Genomic DNA, 16,283 nt, shown 5'->3' on the forward strand with positions numbered 1-16,283 from the left:
CTTCCATCGAGAAGCAAGAGGGTCCACATGAACAGCAAATCCGCCGTTGCCGCACCGCAGGCCGTGGCCGGGATCGGTCGCCATCGCTTCCTGGTGCTGGCGCTGATCTTCGTCATTACCGTCATCAACTACGCTGACCGCGCCACCTTGTCGATCACCGGCACCGAGGTGCTCAAGGACCTGGGGCTCGATCCGGTCATGCTGGGCATGATCTTTTCTGCCTTCGCCTGGGCCTACGCCCTCGGCCAAGTGCCGGGGGGCTGGCTGCTCGACCGCTTCGGTGCCCGCCGCGTGTACGGTATCAGCCTGATCCTCTGGTCGCTGTTTACCTTGCTGCAAGGCACTGTGGGCTGGATGGGGCTGGCCGGCGTCTCGGCAGCGGTGGCACTGTTTTCAATGCGCTTCATGCTTGGGCTGGTGGAGTCGCCGGCCTTCCCGGCCAACTCGCGCATCGTCAGCTGTTGGTTCCCTACCCAGGAGCGTGGCACTGCATCGGCACTGTTCAACTCGGCGCAGTACATGGCGGTGGTGGTGTTCGCCCCCTTGATGGCATGGATGACCCATGCAATGAGCTGGGAGCAGGTGTTCATCTGGATGGGGCTTCTGGGCTTGCTGCTGAGCCTGTTCTGGTTCCGCTTGTACCATGAGCCGCACAGCGCACCTGGGTTGAGCCGTGAAGAGCTGGAGTACATGCGCGAAGGTGGCGCCCTGGTCGACCTGGAAAAGGAACGCAAGGCCGCCAAGAGCAAGCCGACCCGGGCAGAGCTTGCGCAACTGTTCACCAGCCGCAACCTGTGGGCGGTGTACCTTGGCCAGTACTGCATCACTGCGCTGACTTACTTCTTCATCACCTGGTTCCCGATCTACCTGATCAAGGGCCGTGGCATGACCATCATGGAGGCCGGCTGGGTGGCCGCACTGCCGGCAATCTGTGGTTTCACTGGCGGTATTCTGGGTGGCTTCGTATCCGACTGGCTGATCCGCCGTGGCGTGCACCCGTCCAGGGCGCGCAAGACCCCGTTCATCATCGGCATGGGGCTGTCCACCAGCCTGGTGCTGGCCAACTATGTGGATGGCAACGCGGCGGTCATCGCCCTGATGACCCTGGCGTTCTTCGGCAAGGGCCTGGCTGCGGTGGGCTGGGCGGTGCTGTCGGACGTGGCGCCGAAGAAGATGGTCGGCCTGTGCGGTGGCGTGTTCAATGGCATCGGCAACATTGCCGGCATCGTCACCCCGCTGGTGATTGGTTACGTGGTTGCCAGCACCGGCTCGTTTCACAACGCACTCTGGTTCGTGGCCGCCCATGGCGTGCTGGGGATCCTCGCTTACCTGTTGCTGGCCAGGCGCTTCGAGCGTACCGGGCAGGCGTAGGCAGACGCCTTGGCAACAGAGGCCCCGGGAAGCCGGGGCTTTTTTTTTGGCGGCTTGCAGAAGCGGGTTCATCGAGCGTCGGCGCGCGGCGAAAATATCGGCCCCGGCAACACATTCAAATGAAAAACAAAAGCACCAAATGGCCCGGTGGCGCGATCGGGCATGCCATTCGCGACATCTGGCGCTATTGGAAATGCCCTGTCGTGATCGAACAGTTCCGGGGCGTTCTCGTGTAATTAGCCACAGCCCTGCGGGGCTTAAATGAACCCCGAACCGCACTGACACCTTGCTCTGTGACGCGTGCCAAATATCAACAACAGCGCGCGAGCAACGTGTCGACTTATTGATTTCAAAGGAGATATTTTCGCCTACGCCTGCCCGTCCATCCTTGTGTCAGCAAAAAGAGAACAACATCAATGAACACCGTGGGATCTGATGGCAACCTTGCACAAGGTTTCAAGCCACGTCATGTAACGATGCTGTCCATCGCCGGCATCATCGGCGCCGGACTTTTCGTCGGCTCTGGCCATGCCATTGCGGCAGCCGGCCCAGCTACCATAATTTCCTATTTCGTAGCCGGTACCCTGGTGGTACTGGTCATGCGCATGCTCGGCGAAATGGCCGTGGCACACCCTGACACCGGATCGTTTTCCACCTACGCCGACCAGGCGATCGGCCGTTGGGCCGGCTACACCATCGGCTGGTTGTACTGGTGGTTCTGGGTGCTGGTGATTCCTATCGAAGCATTGGCCGCCGGGCATGTGTTGAACGCCTGGTTCCCCCAGGTGGACAGCTGGATCTTCGCGCTGGCGTCGGTGCTGCTGCTGGCCTGCACCAACCTGTTCAGCGTGGCCAAGTACGGCGAGTTCGAGTTCTGGTTCGCCATCCTCAAGGTCACTGCCATTCTTGGCTTCATCGGCCTGGGCTTCGCCGCGCTGATGGGCTGGCTGCCCAACCGCGAAGTCAGTGGGCTGAGCGGGCTGATGGCCGAATACGGCGGCTTTGCACCGAAGGGCTGGTCGGCGGTGGTCGGCGCGTTCATCACGGTGATGTTCAGCTTCATCGGTACAGAGGCGGTGACCATTGCCGCGTCCGAGTCCAGCGACCCGTCGCGCAACATCGCCAAGGCCACCCGCTCGGTGATCTGGCGAATCAGCACCTTCTACATCCTGTCGATCTTCGTGATCATCTCGGTGGTGCCGTGGAACGATCCGCAGCTGGCGGTGGTGGGTTCATACCAGCGTGCGCTGGAAATCATGAACATCCCCAACGCGGCATTCATGGTCGACCTGGTGGTGCTGGTGGCCGTCACCAGCTGCATGAACTCGTCGATCTACATCGCTTCGCGAATGATGTACTCGCTGGCCAAGCGCGGTGATGCCCCGGCGTTCCTCAACAAGACCTCCAAGGTCGGCGTACCGCGTGCTGCGGTGTTCGGCAGTACCCTGATCGGTGCGGCCATCGCAGTCCTCAACTACTTCGCGCCGAAGGGCGTGTTCGAGTTCCTGCTGGCCAGCTCCGGCGCCATCGCCCTGTTGGTGTACATGGTTATCGCCATCTCCCAGCTGCGCATGCGCCGCCGGCTGGAGCGGGAGAACACCGAGCTGAAGTTCCGCATGTGGTTGTTCCCGTACCTGACCTGGGCGGTGATCATTTTCATCGCCGGGGCGCTGGCGGTAATGATGTACACCCCGGAGCACCGGGTGGAAGTGAGCTCGACATTGGGCCTGGCGATCGTGATTTCTTTCCTGGGCATCGTGACTTCCCGCGGCCATGCGCAACCGGTGGCGGCGCGGTCGATGGGGTGATCGAGTTCACCTGGCGGTAGGGCAGAGGGCACCCGTGGATGGGTGCCCTTTTTTTTGGTCTCGAAAAAGCGGCGGCGCTGAAGAGTTGTCGCACGTTTTTTATCGTCTGTGAGATAGAGCGCCGCCCCGGCAGCTTTGGATTTGCGTGGCGCCCAAAAATGATGGCAGTTTGATATCAAAAAGCCGCTATCGCGGAAAGTTGTGTATTTGTTGGAAAATCATATTTTAGCCATACCGGTGCGCTGCCCTGACGAGAGGACTATGCGCCTGGGTCGGATTTTATCCGCCGATTCTGCGGTTGAGCTACGCAACATGCCAAGCGGCAGAAAGCGCCTATAAAGTGCCATTTCCTTTGATTTTAAAGGGTTTTTATCCGGGCTGTGTAGGTTGTAGGCGTTCGGTGAAGCTCAGGAAGGAAAGCTGGAGCGAGTTCCAGGATTGTCATGAAGGATGTGTTGCACCCCCTCCGCCGCCAACCTGGAAGACAGGCCTTCAAAACCTCTGTAAGCCACGTAATTCTTGGGTTCTGTAGTTTTTACAGGGCTTTTCAAAACAGGCTCATTCGGCCTCTGCGCATGACTGAATGGTCAGGTTTATAGCATCAAAATAACCAGAAGGCCTTCATTTTTTAAAGCCTGCAGTGCTCAAGTACTCAGTCTAACCTGATGGCTAGGTGATCCATCACAAGACCTTGATTTTCTTAGCTTTTATTGGGTAAAAGCCCTGACTTAGGCAGGGTTTTTTTTGCCTGTGCGGTCACTTGATCTGCCCCCTTTAGTGTCAAAGGCTCTGGCGCTGGCGTGTCAAAATGCGTCGCGGATTGCAGGTATTATCTCAATCTGTCAAAATTTCGCTGTTGCAGCTTTCTAAGTTTTGGATGAAAATGCCGCCGCATGGAGCGAGATATGGATGAGCTGGGGTCTATCACTACGTCATGGGGCAGCGGTGCAGGGGAGGACGTGGATGTTCGCGCACTGCGACGCTACAACCGCTTGCTTGGCGTTTTGCTGAATGTCGGCGAGTGGGCGTGCATAGGCCTGCTGCCTTTTGTTGCGGTTGCTGCCATCTGGCTGGTGACTCAAACCAACTTTGAAAATGTCGTGTTCTATGACGGAACCGACTCGATTTGCATCTACGACGGAACGACAGGGGAAATCCGCAATGTCGAGTAAGGAAACCCAACACGGAACCCCTGGTGGCGAAGCGCAGGAGGCTCGGCGGGGCACGGACGAAGAGAAACTGCTGGAGCTGGCGCTGGATGAAACGCCGGGTGAAGCAGCGGCCACCGTGCGTGAAGTCAAACGCCTGCAGCTGGAATGCCTCGACCTCAAGCGCCGCAACAAGCGCGTATGGGGCCAACTGCTGGCGCTGACGTGCGTGTTTGGGGTAACCATTGCTGCGGTGGTGTTCTGGTACCCGAAGTACCGCTGGATCCCGACCACTGACAACCACGCCATCTGTGAAGTCTCGACCGAGAACAACCCGCGCGTCACCCCGGCCACCCTAGCCGAGTACGCCAAGGATGCCGTGGTCAATTCGTACTCCTACGATTATGTGAACTACCGCTCCAACCTCAATGCTGCGGGCGCCCGCTGGTACACCGACGAGGGGCGCAAGGCCTTCCTGAAGACCCTGGACGATTCCGGCAACCTGGAGCGCGTGCTCAAGGGGCGGATGATCCTGCGCGCCATGGCCACCCAGGTTGCCCAGGTCGAAGAGGCCGGTGTGCTGGCCAGCGGGCAGAACTACTGGCTGGTGCAGGTACCGATTGCCATCGAGTTCTATGTCGGCGGTGACCAGCAGGCGCGCTCGCGCCAGGACTTCCTCGCCGCCGTGACCATCGTCCAGATCCCCGCCTCGGCCACCAACATCAAAGGCATTGCCGTCGATTCTGTTCAGCTGTCGCCGTACACCTCAAGGAAGTGACCATGAAGAAGCATCTGATCGCATCGTTGCTTGCGAGCGCTATCGCTATGCCTGCATTTGCCAACGAGGCGCCAACTGCGCCCGCTGCCGAGGGTGGCGCAGGGCAGGTTGACGCGGCGCAAGGTAGCGAGGCTCCGCCCCAGCCGCCGATGAACGGCCTGGGCCGGCAGGTATCCAGCACTGCTCAAGTGGTCTATCCGCGCCCTGAAGATGTCATCAGTGACACGGTCAACGATGTGCAGGACTCGCAGCTTACCTCGTCGCAAGTCGAGTTGATCAAGCAGCTGTGGCTGGAGCGGGAAAAGCAGAAGGCCACCGCCTATGTCAGCCCGGCCAAGCCGGTGACCCGCACGCTGGCACTCAACCTCGACCCGGGGGTATCGCCACCCATCGTTCGCCTGAGCAAGGGCCAGCAGTCATCGATCGTGTTCTCCGACTATGCCGGCCAGCCGTGGATGATCCAGAACGTGTCGATCAACCGCGAGCTGTTCAGCGACGGTCGCGAGCGGGGCGGGCAGAACGGTCAGAACGGCACTGCCGCACCGACCAACATCCTCACCCTGGACCCCGCCACAGCGGCGGCCTATGGCAACGTCACCGTCACCCTGCGCGGCCTGGCTACGCCGATCATCCTGATCCTGGCCGCCGGCCAGGAAGAAGTGGACATGCGTGTCGATGCCAAGGTGCCGGGGCGCAACCCGGATGCGGCAGCGAGTGTGGCGATGCTGCGGATGCCGTCGATCGACGATGCGCTGACCTACTTCCTGGATGGTGTGCCACCGAAAGAGGCCAACCGCCTGAAGGTGACCGGGCTGGAAGGCGTCGAGGCCTGGAGCTATGGCCCGAACATGTACGTGAAAGCCAAGGCTGATGCGCAATACCCGGCCTACACCAACGCAGCGCGAAGCACCACCGGTGTGTCGGTGTATCGCTATGCGGGCCTGCAGAACAGCGTCACGTTCACGACTGGCGGGCAAGCCGTAACCGTCTTCATCGAGCAAGGGAATCTGCAATGAGTGATAACAACATGCCGCCGAACGACTCGGGCTTCGATGAAGAGGACGAGCACCTGGTAGCCGACCGCGACGGCCCGACTGGCTCGCACCTGAAGAAGGCGCGCAAGTCCGATGAGATGCAGCGCAACCTGCGGGCGGTGTTCGGGTCCGGTATCGGCAAGGTCTCGCTGATTGCTGCCGGGTTGGTCGTGCTGGCGCTGGGCGCCCTGGCCTACAACGGCATGTCTTCGAAGAACGCGCCTGCCGGTAAGGCGTCCACGGTGGACGTGCCGAATGCGCCGCAACCTGAAGTGTCGATCGACCCTATTTCCCCGGCCGAAGCAGAGCGCCGTGCGCAGCGAAGCTCGCTGGAGGCCGAACAGGCTGCCGAGCGCGGGATGTCATATCAGCCTGGCTTCGATCCGAACATCGTCCAGTCCACCGGAAAGGAGTGGGCCCGTGGCCAGACCGCCCAGTTCAATGTGCCCGGGCAGCCGTACAGTGACGGCAACCAGCGGCCGCCTGAGGTTTACATCGGGGCTGGCCAGCCGCCTCGTGACTCGGTTCCGGTTTCGCAGCAGGCTGGGGCGGCCAACGCGCAGTCCCAGGAGCAGGAACGCAGGCGCCTGGAGGAGGAGCTGAAAAAGGCCGAGGAGCAGCGCGATAAATACGTCAGCGAGCTGAAAAGCGAAACGCTGAAGTCGATCAAGCAGCTGATGGGCGAGTCTGAAAGTGCCAAGGGGTTCGCTGAGAAAAGCAGCTTCAGCACCGTCAGTTACTACCCGACCGAACGCGCTGGCAGCGGTGTGACAGGCCCCGCGGTGCGGACTGCCAAGGACGACAAGGACCCCAATGCCATCGAGGCCGTGGGTGATACCGACCGGGCCTTGCTGATCAAGACCGGTACCATCATGTACGCCACGCTCGATGCCGAGGTGAACACCGATGATGGCGGTGACGTGCTGGCGACCATTCGAGGCGGCAAGTGGAACGGCTCCAAGCTGATCGGCAAGATCGAGCAGGCGCCCGACAACATTCGCGTGAAGTTCACCATCCTTGCACCGCCGGTCAACGACCCTCGTCCGACCATGCGCATCAGCGCCGTGGCACTGCGCGAGGATGATGCCAAGCAGGGCATTGCCGAGACCAAGGACCACCACACCATGGAGCGTTATTTCGCCCTGGGTGCTGCCTCGCTGTTGTCCGGCTACGGTCGGGCTTACCAGCAGACAGCGGGTACCACGGTCATCAGCCCGAGCGGCGTCGTGGCACAGACCACTACCGAGCCTTCGACCAAGCAGGTGATCGGTTCGTCGGTCGGTGAAATGGGCACCGCCATCGCCGGCGAGGTGCGCCGCGGCTTCAACCGCCCGGCCACCTACGCAACGCCTGCGAACAAAGGCTTTGGCCTGTTCTTCCTGCAAGACGTTCACGATCAATCTCGATAAGGAGTTCGACATGAAGAACTGGTCGTTCGGAAAACTCATTGGCGTTTTTGCCGGCAGCTTCCTGGCGCTCATCGTGCTCGCCGTGGTCGTGATCAAGGCGACCTCGTCGCCAGCGGCCAAGGCCAGGCGCATCACGCCCGCCCAGGCACAATCGGCGCAACAGCCACGCATGGATGTGCTGAGCATCGAGCTGGCCAAGTCGCGGGAGCAGGCCCAGGCGGCGCTGCAGGCCCAGGAAAACAGCGAAAAACAGCTGAAGATCGTACGCGAGGAATCGCAGCGCAATACTCAGTTGCTGCTGAGCCAGATCAAAGCCCTGGATACCAACCTGTCCGACCTGCAGCAGCGCATGAAATTCTACGAAGACAGCCGTCAGCGCGTGGAGGTGATCAAGCCTCCGCGCAGGGAACCGGCGCCTGCTGTTGCGCAAGGGTACGCCAAGCGCGCTCACCCCATCCCGCAATCCACTGGCTACAAGGTACAGGCAGTGGTCGGGCATCGGGCCTGGGTAAAAAATGGCGATAGCGAAGACAGCGTCAAGGCTGGCGACCCGTTGCCGCCGGTGCAGCGCGAACTGAAAGTGCTTGCCGTGGATCGCGACAGCGGCATCGTGGTTACTTCACCCGCTCTTTAAAACAGGGACGTTGTCATGGCGGCCGGATTTGCCGATCTAGTAGATGTAATGGTCAATATCGGGAAGGTCATCCCGACAGCGATCATGATGTGCCAAGGTATTGCCGCGCTTATCGGCCTTTACCTGACCGGCGCTGCGTTGATTGAAATATGGGGTGTCACCCATGACAACGCATTGAAATACGTGGCGGGGCGGCAGCGATTTTCTGTCGGCTCTGCCTGTGTGCAATTGGTGATCGGTTCTATTTTGCTGGCGATCGGTACGCTGGAGTGGATGGGCATCATGTCGCGAACCCTGACCGGGGATTATGCCAATTCGCGCATGCTGTCCTATTCCTCGACCGGGACGACTTTGCAAGAACAGGCACAACTGGCAACCCTGGCCCTGCTGGGCATCATGCAGGTTGTCGGTTTGATCGCCATGGTGAAAGGTTGGTTGACGGTAAACGGTTATTACAACAATCAAACTCAAGCCGGCCTCGGTACCGCCAGCGGATGGATCATCGGCGGTGTCCTGGCGTGGAACTTCAAATGGTTCAGCGATGTACTCAACAACACAATCGGATTCAATCTGGTTGGCCTTTTCACGCCGTGGTCGTAACGGCGTTTCGAAACATGAAATCCAAGGAGCGTCACTCATGAAAGCACTCAAAACCCTGAAAGCTGCCTACGATTCGGCCAAGGTTCGTGCAACTACCGCTGTTATTGCTGCGCTGACTGCCCCGTCGGCATTCGCCATCTCCAAGACGGACCTGACCCAGGATACTTCCGGCGGCAAGACGGCCGATGACGTCATGACCAATATCGACAACACCGCTCAGGGTGGGGCCACGCTGCTGATCTCGCTGGTGTCGATTGGTGGTTTCGTGGTTGTCGCCATCTCGCTGTACACCCTGTGGAAAGCCTCCAAGGATGAGCGTGAGAAGCCGATGTCGGCGATTGTCGGCCTGTTCATCGGCGGCCTGATGGCGGGTGTCGGTACCGTGATGTGGATCATGCGCAACACCATGGTCGAATAAGGCTGTGCGCCGCTGAACCTATGGCGGGGCGTGAAGCCCCGCACCTCAAGAACAGTTTCGGGAATATTCGGACGTGAGCGAAACAAACGCTTCTGAACGCGGGGCAAACACGGTGCCCACGTTGTCGAGTGGCTATCTCAGTCGAACTGCCAACCAGCCGGTATTTGGCGTGCGTCGGCCACTGTGGCGCTCGGACGATGACCAACGCAAACTGTTCAGCGATGAAAACAGCAAACTTCGCACTTCGGTGTGGCAGCGCGACAATTACACCTGCCGCTTCTGCGGGTTCAAGTCTGCCAAGTTTCAGGAACTTCATGCACTGGACGGCAATGCCGACAACTGCACCAAGGAAAACCTGATCACCGCCTGCAACCTGTGTCGTCAGGTTCATCATCTTGGCGCCTGCGCCATGAATGACACCGGCTTTTTCGTCGCCGTGCAGGAACTGACGCAAACCGAGATCAATAACATTGCCCGCTGTATCTACGTTAATGAGTTGCTCGATGACGTGGCGGTCAATGAAAAACTGGCCAGCCTGCTGGCGGCTTTCAAGTTTCGGGGTAATGACACACTGAAAGCAATATTCGGTGGCGAAGTCATCACCGTGCTTGGCGTGGCGGAAACCCTCGCAAGCAAGCAACTTGTCAGCGATGAAGAATTTAGCAAGCGCGCTGAATGGTTGGCGCCGTTACGGCTGTTCCCAACCAAAAGCGCGTTCAAAGATGGACAACTCGAATACTACGCGGCCAATAACCGCGCGCTGTTTTTGCCAGCTAACTGGTCGGCATTGACCAGCCAGTTACTGAAGAATTTTGCTTGATGCAGCCGCTCGTACTGCTGCTCAGTCTCGCCGTTGAGAGCGTTGGCAAGGGAGAACAAGGAAATGTTTAACAAACTCGAGGCGGTGATCCTGACGGTGCTGAGCCAGCTCAAGGCAGACGTACAGGACTATTGCGACCTGGAAACGGTCGATGGCGGGCAGGCCATCGTCGCCAACGACGGTTCGCTGGCTTCCATCGTGCGCTTCAACGGCACCAAGAGCGTGCTTGGGCGCGAACAGTTCGAACGCTTGGTCAGCCTGCTGGAAGCGTCGCTCTCGGTGTATTTCAAGGTGCGCGGCCATCACCTGCAGATTGTCTTCAGCCGCGACCTGGATGCGACCGCCCCGCTGGAGCAGAACGCCTTGCAGCAGGCAGCAACCGCCGAGCGGCTGAACCTCAACGTGCGGCACCTGATCAACGAGGGTGTCAGCAAGTACGCTCAGTATGTGTATGACGAAGAATGCTACCTGGTGTTCTGGTCGCGACCTGCGCTGCTCGACCAGACCGAAAGGTCGATGGCGCGCGAGGCGCTGAACGAGTTCAGGAAGGAATCGGAGTGGCCGGCCACCGCCGAAGCGCAGAACCTGCTGCGGCCCATTTCCTACCTCAAGGACCGCCACCTTTCCTTTGTCACCAAAATTTCCGAAGACCTGACGTCCCCCGAGTTCGGTTGCTCGGCGGATGTGCTCGACGTCAGTGAAGCGATCCGCGCCATCCGTGCGAAGGTGAACCCCGACATCACGCCGCGTACCTGGAAGCCCTATATTCCGGGCAGCGCCATTCCCATGCGCTGGAAGACCAGCAAGCGCAATGGCGACATGTCGGAGTTCATGTACCCCACGCTGCCCAGCCAGATCATGGTCACTTCGGCTGAAATCGGCAGTGGTGAGCGCACCAGCCTGCTGCCGGACCCTACCAGCGTGCGGGTTGGCTCGCGCGTGTATGCGCCGTTGCTGATGTCGATTCCACCGGCAGAACCGCAATATTTCAACACCCTGTTCAACAGCCTCAATCGCGCGGAAACGCAAGAGAACGGTGTGTCGCGCGCTTTGCCGTATTCGGTGTCGATCATGCTGTCCTCCGACGGCATGAGCGTGCTGGCCTGGAAGAGCCTGTTCGCCCAGCTGCTGTCGGTCACCTCCGAGCAGAACCGCAACATCAACCTCGCCACCAAGGAACTGCGCGAGCGCGTGCGTGACGGTGAATGCATGGTCAAGCTGCAGGTGGCCGCGATGACCTGGGCCAGCCCGGACGAAAAGGGCGTTAAGGAACTGGCGCTGCGCAAGTCGAAGCTCTGGCGCACCCTGGAAGCCTGGGGCCAGCCGGTATTCATCGAGCGTACCGGTAACCCGATGCAGGCGTTCCAGTCCAACTGCCTGGCCCTGACTACCAAGCACATGGGCGACCCGGCCGCTGCGCCGTTGGGGGATGCAGTGGCCATGCTGCCGCTGACCCGGCCAGCTTCGCCGTTCCAGGAAGGTTCGACCATCTACCGCAGCCTGGATGGCAAGATCCTCAAGTACCAGCGTTTTTCCTCGCAGCAGACCACCTGGATCACCCTGATTGCAGGCAAGCCAGGTTCGGGCAAGTCGGTGTTGATGAACAACAACCACTTCGAATCGTGCCTGATGCCAGGCCTGACCGGGTTGCCCTACATCGGCATCACCGACATCGGTATTTCTTCGTCCGGTTTCTGCGACCTGGTGCGCGACAACCTGCCGCCGCGGCTGCATCATCTAGTGGTGTACAAGCGTTTGCAGAACGCCCGCAAGGACTGCATCAACCCGTTGGATACGCCGCTTGGCCAGCGTTACCCGCTGCCGAAGGATCGCGAGTTCAACAAGAACTTCCTCACTATCCTGGTGACGCCGCCCGAACGCGAAAAGCCCTATGAAGGGATGAGCAACTTCGTCGGCCGCATGGTCGACCTGGCCTACCGGCGCAAGGACGACAAGATCGAGCGGGCCAGCCCGGAGACCTACAAGCCCGGCCACAACGACGTGGTCGACAGCGCCGTGGCGGCGCTGGGCTTCCGCATTTTGCCGGCCACCACCTACTGGGAACTGGTCGATGCAATGTTCGATGCCGGCATGGTGTACGAAGCGGAAGTCACCCAGCGCTATGCGGTGCCTACCCTCAACGACCTGGTGGCAGTGGCATCCACCGAAGAGGTGCGAGCCGAGTACGAAGGCTCCGGCGAGGTAGGGCGTAGCCTGGTCGATGCGTTCATTCTCGGCATTCGCGAGGCGGTCGGCGACTTCCCGGTGTTCGCCGACCACACCCGTTTCGACGTGGGCAGTGCCCGTATCGTTGCCCTCGACTTGCAGGACGTGGCGTTGCAGGGCTCTGCTTCGGCCAAGAAGCAGACTGCCTTGATGTACATGATCGCCCGCCAGTGCTTCATGAAGAAGGTGGCCTTCTCGAAGGAGGACTTCCCGTTCTTCACCGAGAAGTACCTGCCGTTCTACGAGCGCCTGGTGGCCGACCTGGTGGATGAATACAAGGTCATGTGCATGGATGAATTCCACAAGACCGGTGGCCACGTGGGCTTGCAGGAACAGATGCAGACCGATGGCCGCGAGGCCCGTAAGTGGAACATGGAGATCATTCTGGCTTCGCAGTTGATGGAAGACTTCGGCCAGCTGACCAAGATCGCCACGGCCACCTTCATCCTCGACTCGGGCACCAAGGAAACCCGCGACTGGTTACGGAAGAACATCGGCCTGTCCGACACCGAAGAGCATGCGCTGGTCAACTTCGTGCACGGTGCGAACAAGCATGGCTGTACCTTCCTGGCCCGCTTCGAGACCAAGAATGCCACCTACAGCCAGCTGTTCACCATGTCGGCCGGGCCGATGCGCCTGTGGGCACTGACCACAACCGCCGAGGACCGTAAGCTGCGGACCATGCTCTACGAGCACATGCCGCGCCCGGACGCGCTGGCCCTGCTGGCCCGGCGCTTCCCGTCAGGGGGTTGCAAAGACATGGTCGAACGCTTGAAGCGAGAGACGTTCAAGGACGTCGAGTTCGTCGATGACGACATGGAACAGTCGGTGATCGCACGGATCGCCAAAGACCTGGTGGCTGACTACATCAGCGCCAGTGCATTCGAAGACGTAGTGTGAGGGAGTGACAGATGGCTCAGTACAAGGGCGCATCCCGTCAGCATGAAATCAGCAGCAGCCGCAGGCGCAAGGATACCCGCCTGGCCGGGCAGCGCTTCAGTGATTTCTTCCAGTCGGCCGATGGCGCGGTTTTCGGAACCTTCGCGCTACCGGTCCTGGCGCTGATTTCGATCAAGGTGCCCTTTTCCGGTGAGCTGCTGTTGCTGCTGGCGTGGGCGTTCAAGCGCAAGTTCGTCGACGTCGACAACCGCACGTTCGATTTCCCTTACCGGGTGCCCAAGCTGGCGGACGTCAATGACGGCTCGTACAAGGGCAAGAAGAAAGGCGAGGGCGTGACGCTCTTCGGCAATGACCTGGAGAGCAAAGAGCAGATCTACGCCGGCGACAGTGACCTGCGCACCCACCAGCTGGTGCTGGGTACCACTGGCTCCGGTAAGCCGCAGCCCAAGCATGCCAAGGTGCTGACCCCGGGTGGCTGGGTGCCAATGGGCCGCATCCGGGTCGGCGACAGCGTGTGCACGCCCGATGGCAAGCAAGCTGCGGTGCTGCAGGTGATCGAGCAGGGCATCCAGCCGATCTGGACCGTGGCCACGCGTGACGGGCGCCGGGCGCAAGCCACGGGTGACCATCTGTGGCGGGTGCTTACCCGCGGGCAGGATGGCAGCGAAGAAGCCCATACCGTGACCACCGACGCCATTCGCGAGCTGATGGGGCGCGGCATCGTGGTGATGCTGCCCAAGGTGCGCAAGAAGCGGGGCTCGGCCAAGTTCAACGGCTGGGCCGAGGTGTGGAAAGTGACTGCTGCCGGTCAGGCACCTTGCCAGTGCATCGAGATCGATCACCCGCATCACCTGTACATCACCGATGACAGCCTGGTCACCCATAACACCGAGCTGTTGCTCGGTATCGTCTTCAACGCCCTGGTGCAGAACACTGGTTTCATCTACGTCGACGGCAAGGGTGACCCCAAGCTGCAGAAGGAAATCTTCCGCCTGTCGCGCTACCTGGGCCGCGAAGATGACCTGCTGATCATCAACTTCATCACCTCTGGCCGCGACTTCGTCGAGAAGCAGGTCGACAAGGTGACCAACAACATGAACATGATGGGGAACACCTCGTCGGGCATGTTGATCGAGCTGATCGTGTCGCTGATGGATGATTCCGGCGGCGGCGGTGACATGTGGAAGGGGCGGGCGATCATGTTCGTTGCAGCCCTGACACGGCCGCTGACCTACCTGCGGGACAAGGGACACATCAACCTGTCGCCCGAGAAGTACCTGGAATATTTCGAGCTGAACGTCATCGAAGATCTGGTGTGGGAGCATGGCGGCAAGTACGGCGAGATGTTCGATGTGATCGTCGCCCCGCTGCGCTCGTACCTGCTGACGCTGCCGGGCTACCAGAAGGCCAAGTTCAAGAAACAGGAAACCAAGACCCTTGAGCAGCACGGCTACATCGTCATGCAGCTGGGGCGGATCTTCAACGACCTGACCTTCAACTACGGCCATATCTTCAAGACCCGCGTCGGTGACGTGGACTTCTACGATGTGGTGATCAACCGCCGCTTGCTGGTGGTGCTGCTGCCGGCGCTGGAGCGTGCACCGGACAGCATGCGCATGCTTGGCAAGATGATTGTAGGCAGCATCAAGCAGATGATGGCCGGCTGCCTGGGCAACCGGGTCGAAGGGGTAGTGCGCGAAATCATCGACAGCCGGCCGACCGGCTCGAAGTTCCCGTTCTACACCATCCTCGACGAATATGGCTATTACGCCGTGGTCGGCTTTGCCGTGGCCCCGGCCCAGGCGCGTAGCCTGGGCTTCAGTGTCACCTTCGCCGCGCAGGACTTCTCCTCGCTGAAGAAATCCAGCGCCGAAGAAGCGGATGCCACCTGGGAAAACACCAACATTCGCGCCGTCGGCCGCCTGACCTCGGGCACCGAATCGGAAACCTGGCGGCGCGTGCAGGGTGCGGCGGCCGAGTCTGCGCAGGCCATGCTGGGCAACTTTGAGCGTACTGCCGGCAACGAACAACTGCGGCAGTCGGACAACATTGCCATCGAGCAGCGCAGCCGGTTGAACTACGACGACGTCGCCATGCAGGAGAACGGCGAGTTCACCTTCCTGATCGGCAAGAAATCGCAAAATGGCAAGACCGGTGGCGTGGCGCTTATTCGTGGCCTGGGCTTCTACACGGCCGGCCCGGCGCCGAAGGAAATGCGCATCAACGATTTCATTCCGGTCGAGCCGCCCGAGCCTTCGGACCTGCCGCAGAACCGGCAGTCGCGCCAGGCATTCGTCGACAGCCTGAAGGATGGCTCTTTCGCCAAACGGGTGCGCGCGGTAGTGAAGGGTGACCCAACTTTTGCCCGCATGCACAGTGTGTTCGAGCATAACTATGCCGACCCTGGCCGGCCTTTGCTGGGCCGGCTGGACGCCTCGTTCGGCGTGCTCGGGGCGTATTTGTCCGGCGACCTGAAGAAGCCGGCTCCTGTAGCACCACTGGCAGAGAAGCCGGTGCCGCAGGCCCCCGCCGAGGTGCCAGTTGCGGCAGTGGTTACAGCAGCTCCAGCGCCCGCGCCACAAGTTGACCCCATGAGCCCGGAGGGGATCCAGGCAAGCATCCTGGCCGTTGCCGACCTTTTGGCCGTGACGCCAGTGACGCCAGCCGTTGCGCCGGCAGACGAGCAGGAGCTGGACGATGAATGGGCTCGTGAGCTGGCCATGGTCGTGCCACAGCAGATGCTCGACATGCAGCTGATGGCCCGTGGTGAAGGCTTTGCATCGCTGTCGGACAAGTGGGCCGCACAAGAGCGGATCGAGCAAACCTGCGCAGAAATTGCCCGGCAAACGAACTACAGCGTAACCCCTGAGCCCGGCGCTCAGGGTGTGGCCGGCATGCGCGAGCGGTTGAATGACCTGCAGGCCCAGTGCCGCGTGATGATGAAGGAGCAGTCGCACGAGTAAGGCTGGGCGTCAGGGCCGTCGGTCGGCGTGCGATACTATTTGATGTCATAAATTGACGACGATAGATATCTGACAGATAATCAGAAACAAGAATTTTTGCATGCTAGGGTGAGGCGATGGGGCTGTTCAGTTCAGGGAAGAAAGCTGCGAAATTCGCGTTCATCACCATGCCGA

The 16,283-nt window shown here is 60.3% G+C and carries 12 protein-coding genes; all 12 read left to right on the top strand.

Features of this window, described 5'->3' with window-relative positions:
• The first annotated feature begins 27 nt into the window (after window positions 1-27).
• The 12 genes from OO258_RS14555 (at window position 28) to OO258_RS14610 (ending at window position 16,109) form a co-directional block, all read left to right on the top strand.
• Window positions 28-1,371 (top strand): MFS transporter, encoded by a 1,344-nt coding sequence (locus OO258_RS14555; RefSeq protein WP_014754540.1) that lies wholly within the window; start codon window positions 28-30, stop codon window positions 1,369-1,371.
• A gap of 416 nt (window positions 1,372-1,787) precedes the next feature.
• A complete protein-coding gene (locus OO258_RS14560; protein WP_110746284.1) occupies window positions 1,788-3,179 on the top strand; it encodes an amino acid permease in 1,392 nt (463 codons plus the stop codon).
• Window positions 3,180-4,084: 905 nt separating this feature from the next.
• Window positions 4,085-4,351 carry a hypothetical protein gene (locus tag OO258_RS14565; RefSeq protein ID WP_110746287.1) on the top strand — a complete coding sequence of 89 codons (267 nt, stop codon included), beginning with the start codon at window positions 4,085-4,087 and terminating at the stop codon, window positions 4,349-4,351.
• On the top strand, window positions 4,341-5,105 hold the full coding sequence (locus OO258_RS14570) for a DotI/IcmL family type IV secretion protein (RefSeq protein WP_266031156.1): 765 nt from the start codon (window positions 4,341-4,343) through the stop codon (window positions 5,103-5,105). Before OO258_RS14565 ends, OO258_RS14570 begins: the two co-directional genes overlap by 11 nt.
• A 2-nt stretch (window positions 5,106-5,107) precedes the next feature.
• A complete protein-coding gene (locus tag OO258_RS14575) occupies window positions 5,108-6,121 on the top strand; it encodes a DotH/IcmK family type IV secretion protein (protein ID WP_266031158.1) in 1,014 nt (337 codons plus the stop codon).
• Window positions 6,118-7,548, top strand: coding sequence for a DotG/IcmE/VirB10 family protein (locus OO258_RS14580; protein ID WP_266031159.1), 1,431 nt, complete (start codon window positions 6,118-6,120; stop codon window positions 7,546-7,548). The genes OO258_RS14575 and OO258_RS14580 overlap by 4 nt, the downstream gene beginning before the upstream one ends.
• A gap of 10 nt (window positions 7,549-7,558) precedes the next feature.
• Window positions 7,559-8,182: a hypothetical protein gene (locus OO258_RS14585; RefSeq protein WP_266031160.1), complete on the top strand. Its 624-nt coding sequence runs from the start codon at window positions 7,559-7,561 to the stop codon at window positions 8,180-8,182.
• A 15-nt stretch (window positions 8,183-8,197) separates the two neighbouring features.
• The gene (locus OO258_RS14590) at window positions 8,198-8,782 is read left to right on the top strand and encodes a hypothetical protein (RefSeq protein ID WP_019097480.1); all 585 of its coding nucleotides are present in this window, start codon (window positions 8,198-8,200) and stop codon (window positions 8,780-8,782) included.
• A 37-nt stretch (window positions 8,783-8,819) separates the two neighbouring features.
• Window positions 8,820-9,200, top strand: coding sequence for a hypothetical protein (locus OO258_RS14595; RefSeq protein WP_110746298.1), 381 nt, complete (start codon window positions 8,820-8,822; stop codon window positions 9,198-9,200).
• A 73-nt stretch (window positions 9,201-9,273) separates the two neighbouring features.
• A complete protein-coding gene (locus OO258_RS14600; protein ID WP_110746300.1) occupies window positions 9,274-10,020 on the top strand; it encodes an HNH endonuclease in 747 nt (248 codons plus the stop codon).
• Between the two features lie 63 nt (window positions 10,021-10,083).
• Complete coding sequence (locus OO258_RS14605) at window positions 10,084-13,146, top strand: type IV secretion protein DotO (protein WP_110746303.1); 3,063 nt, start codon at window positions 10,084-10,086, stop codon at window positions 13,144-13,146.
• Between the two features lie 11 nt (window positions 13,147-13,157).
• Window positions 13,158-16,109, top strand: coding sequence for a type IV secretion protein DotL (locus tag OO258_RS14610; RefSeq protein ID WP_266031163.1), 2,952 nt, complete (start codon window positions 13,158-13,160; stop codon window positions 16,107-16,109).
• The last annotated feature ends 174 nt before the right edge of the window (window positions 16,110-16,283 follow it).

The organism is Pseudomonas sp. DCB_BI, from assembly GCF_026240995.1.
Classification (GTDB): Bacteria; Pseudomonadota; Gammaproteobacteria; order Pseudomonadales; family Pseudomonadaceae; genus Aquipseudomonas.

What these genes read in the sequence shown, in the direction of transcription:
- OO258_RS14610 (WP_266031163.1), top strand. Translation starts at nt 13,158, where the DNA reads ATGGCTCAGTACAAGGGCGCATCCCGTCAGCATGAAATCAGCAGCAGC.
- OO258_RS14555 (WP_014754540.1), top strand. Translation starts at nt 28, where the DNA reads ATGAACAGCAAATCCGCCGTTGCCGCACCGCAGGCCGTGGCCGGGATC.
- OO258_RS14575 (WP_266031158.1), top strand. Translation starts at nt 5,108, where the DNA reads ATGAAGAAGCATCTGATCGCATCGTTGCTTGCGAGCGCTATCGCTATG.
- OO258_RS14590 (WP_019097480.1), top strand. Translation starts at nt 8,198, where the DNA reads ATGGCGGCCGGATTTGCCGATCTAGTAGATGTAATGGTCAATATCGGG.
- OO258_RS14570 (WP_266031156.1), top strand. Translation starts at nt 4,341, where the DNA reads ATGTCGAGTAAGGAAACCCAACACGGAACCCCTGGTGGCGAAGCGCAG.
- OO258_RS14560 (WP_110746284.1), top strand. Translation starts at nt 1,788, where the DNA reads ATGAACACCGTGGGATCTGATGGCAACCTTGCACAAGGTTTCAAGCCA.
- OO258_RS14605 (WP_110746303.1), top strand. Translation starts at nt 10,084, where the DNA reads ATGTTTAACAAACTCGAGGCGGTGATCCTGACGGTGCTGAGCCAGCTC.
- OO258_RS14580 (WP_266031159.1), top strand. Translation starts at nt 6,118, where the DNA reads ATGAGTGATAACAACATGCCGCCGAACGACTCGGGCTTCGATGAAGAG.
- OO258_RS14595 (WP_110746298.1), top strand. Translation starts at nt 8,820, where the DNA reads ATGAAAGCACTCAAAACCCTGAAAGCTGCCTACGATTCGGCCAAGGTT.
- OO258_RS14565 (WP_110746287.1), top strand. Translation starts at nt 4,085, where the DNA reads ATGGATGAGCTGGGGTCTATCACTACGTCATGGGGCAGCGGTGCAGGG.
- OO258_RS14585 (WP_266031160.1), top strand. Translation starts at nt 7,559, where the DNA reads ATGAAGAACTGGTCGTTCGGAAAACTCATTGGCGTTTTTGCCGGCAGC.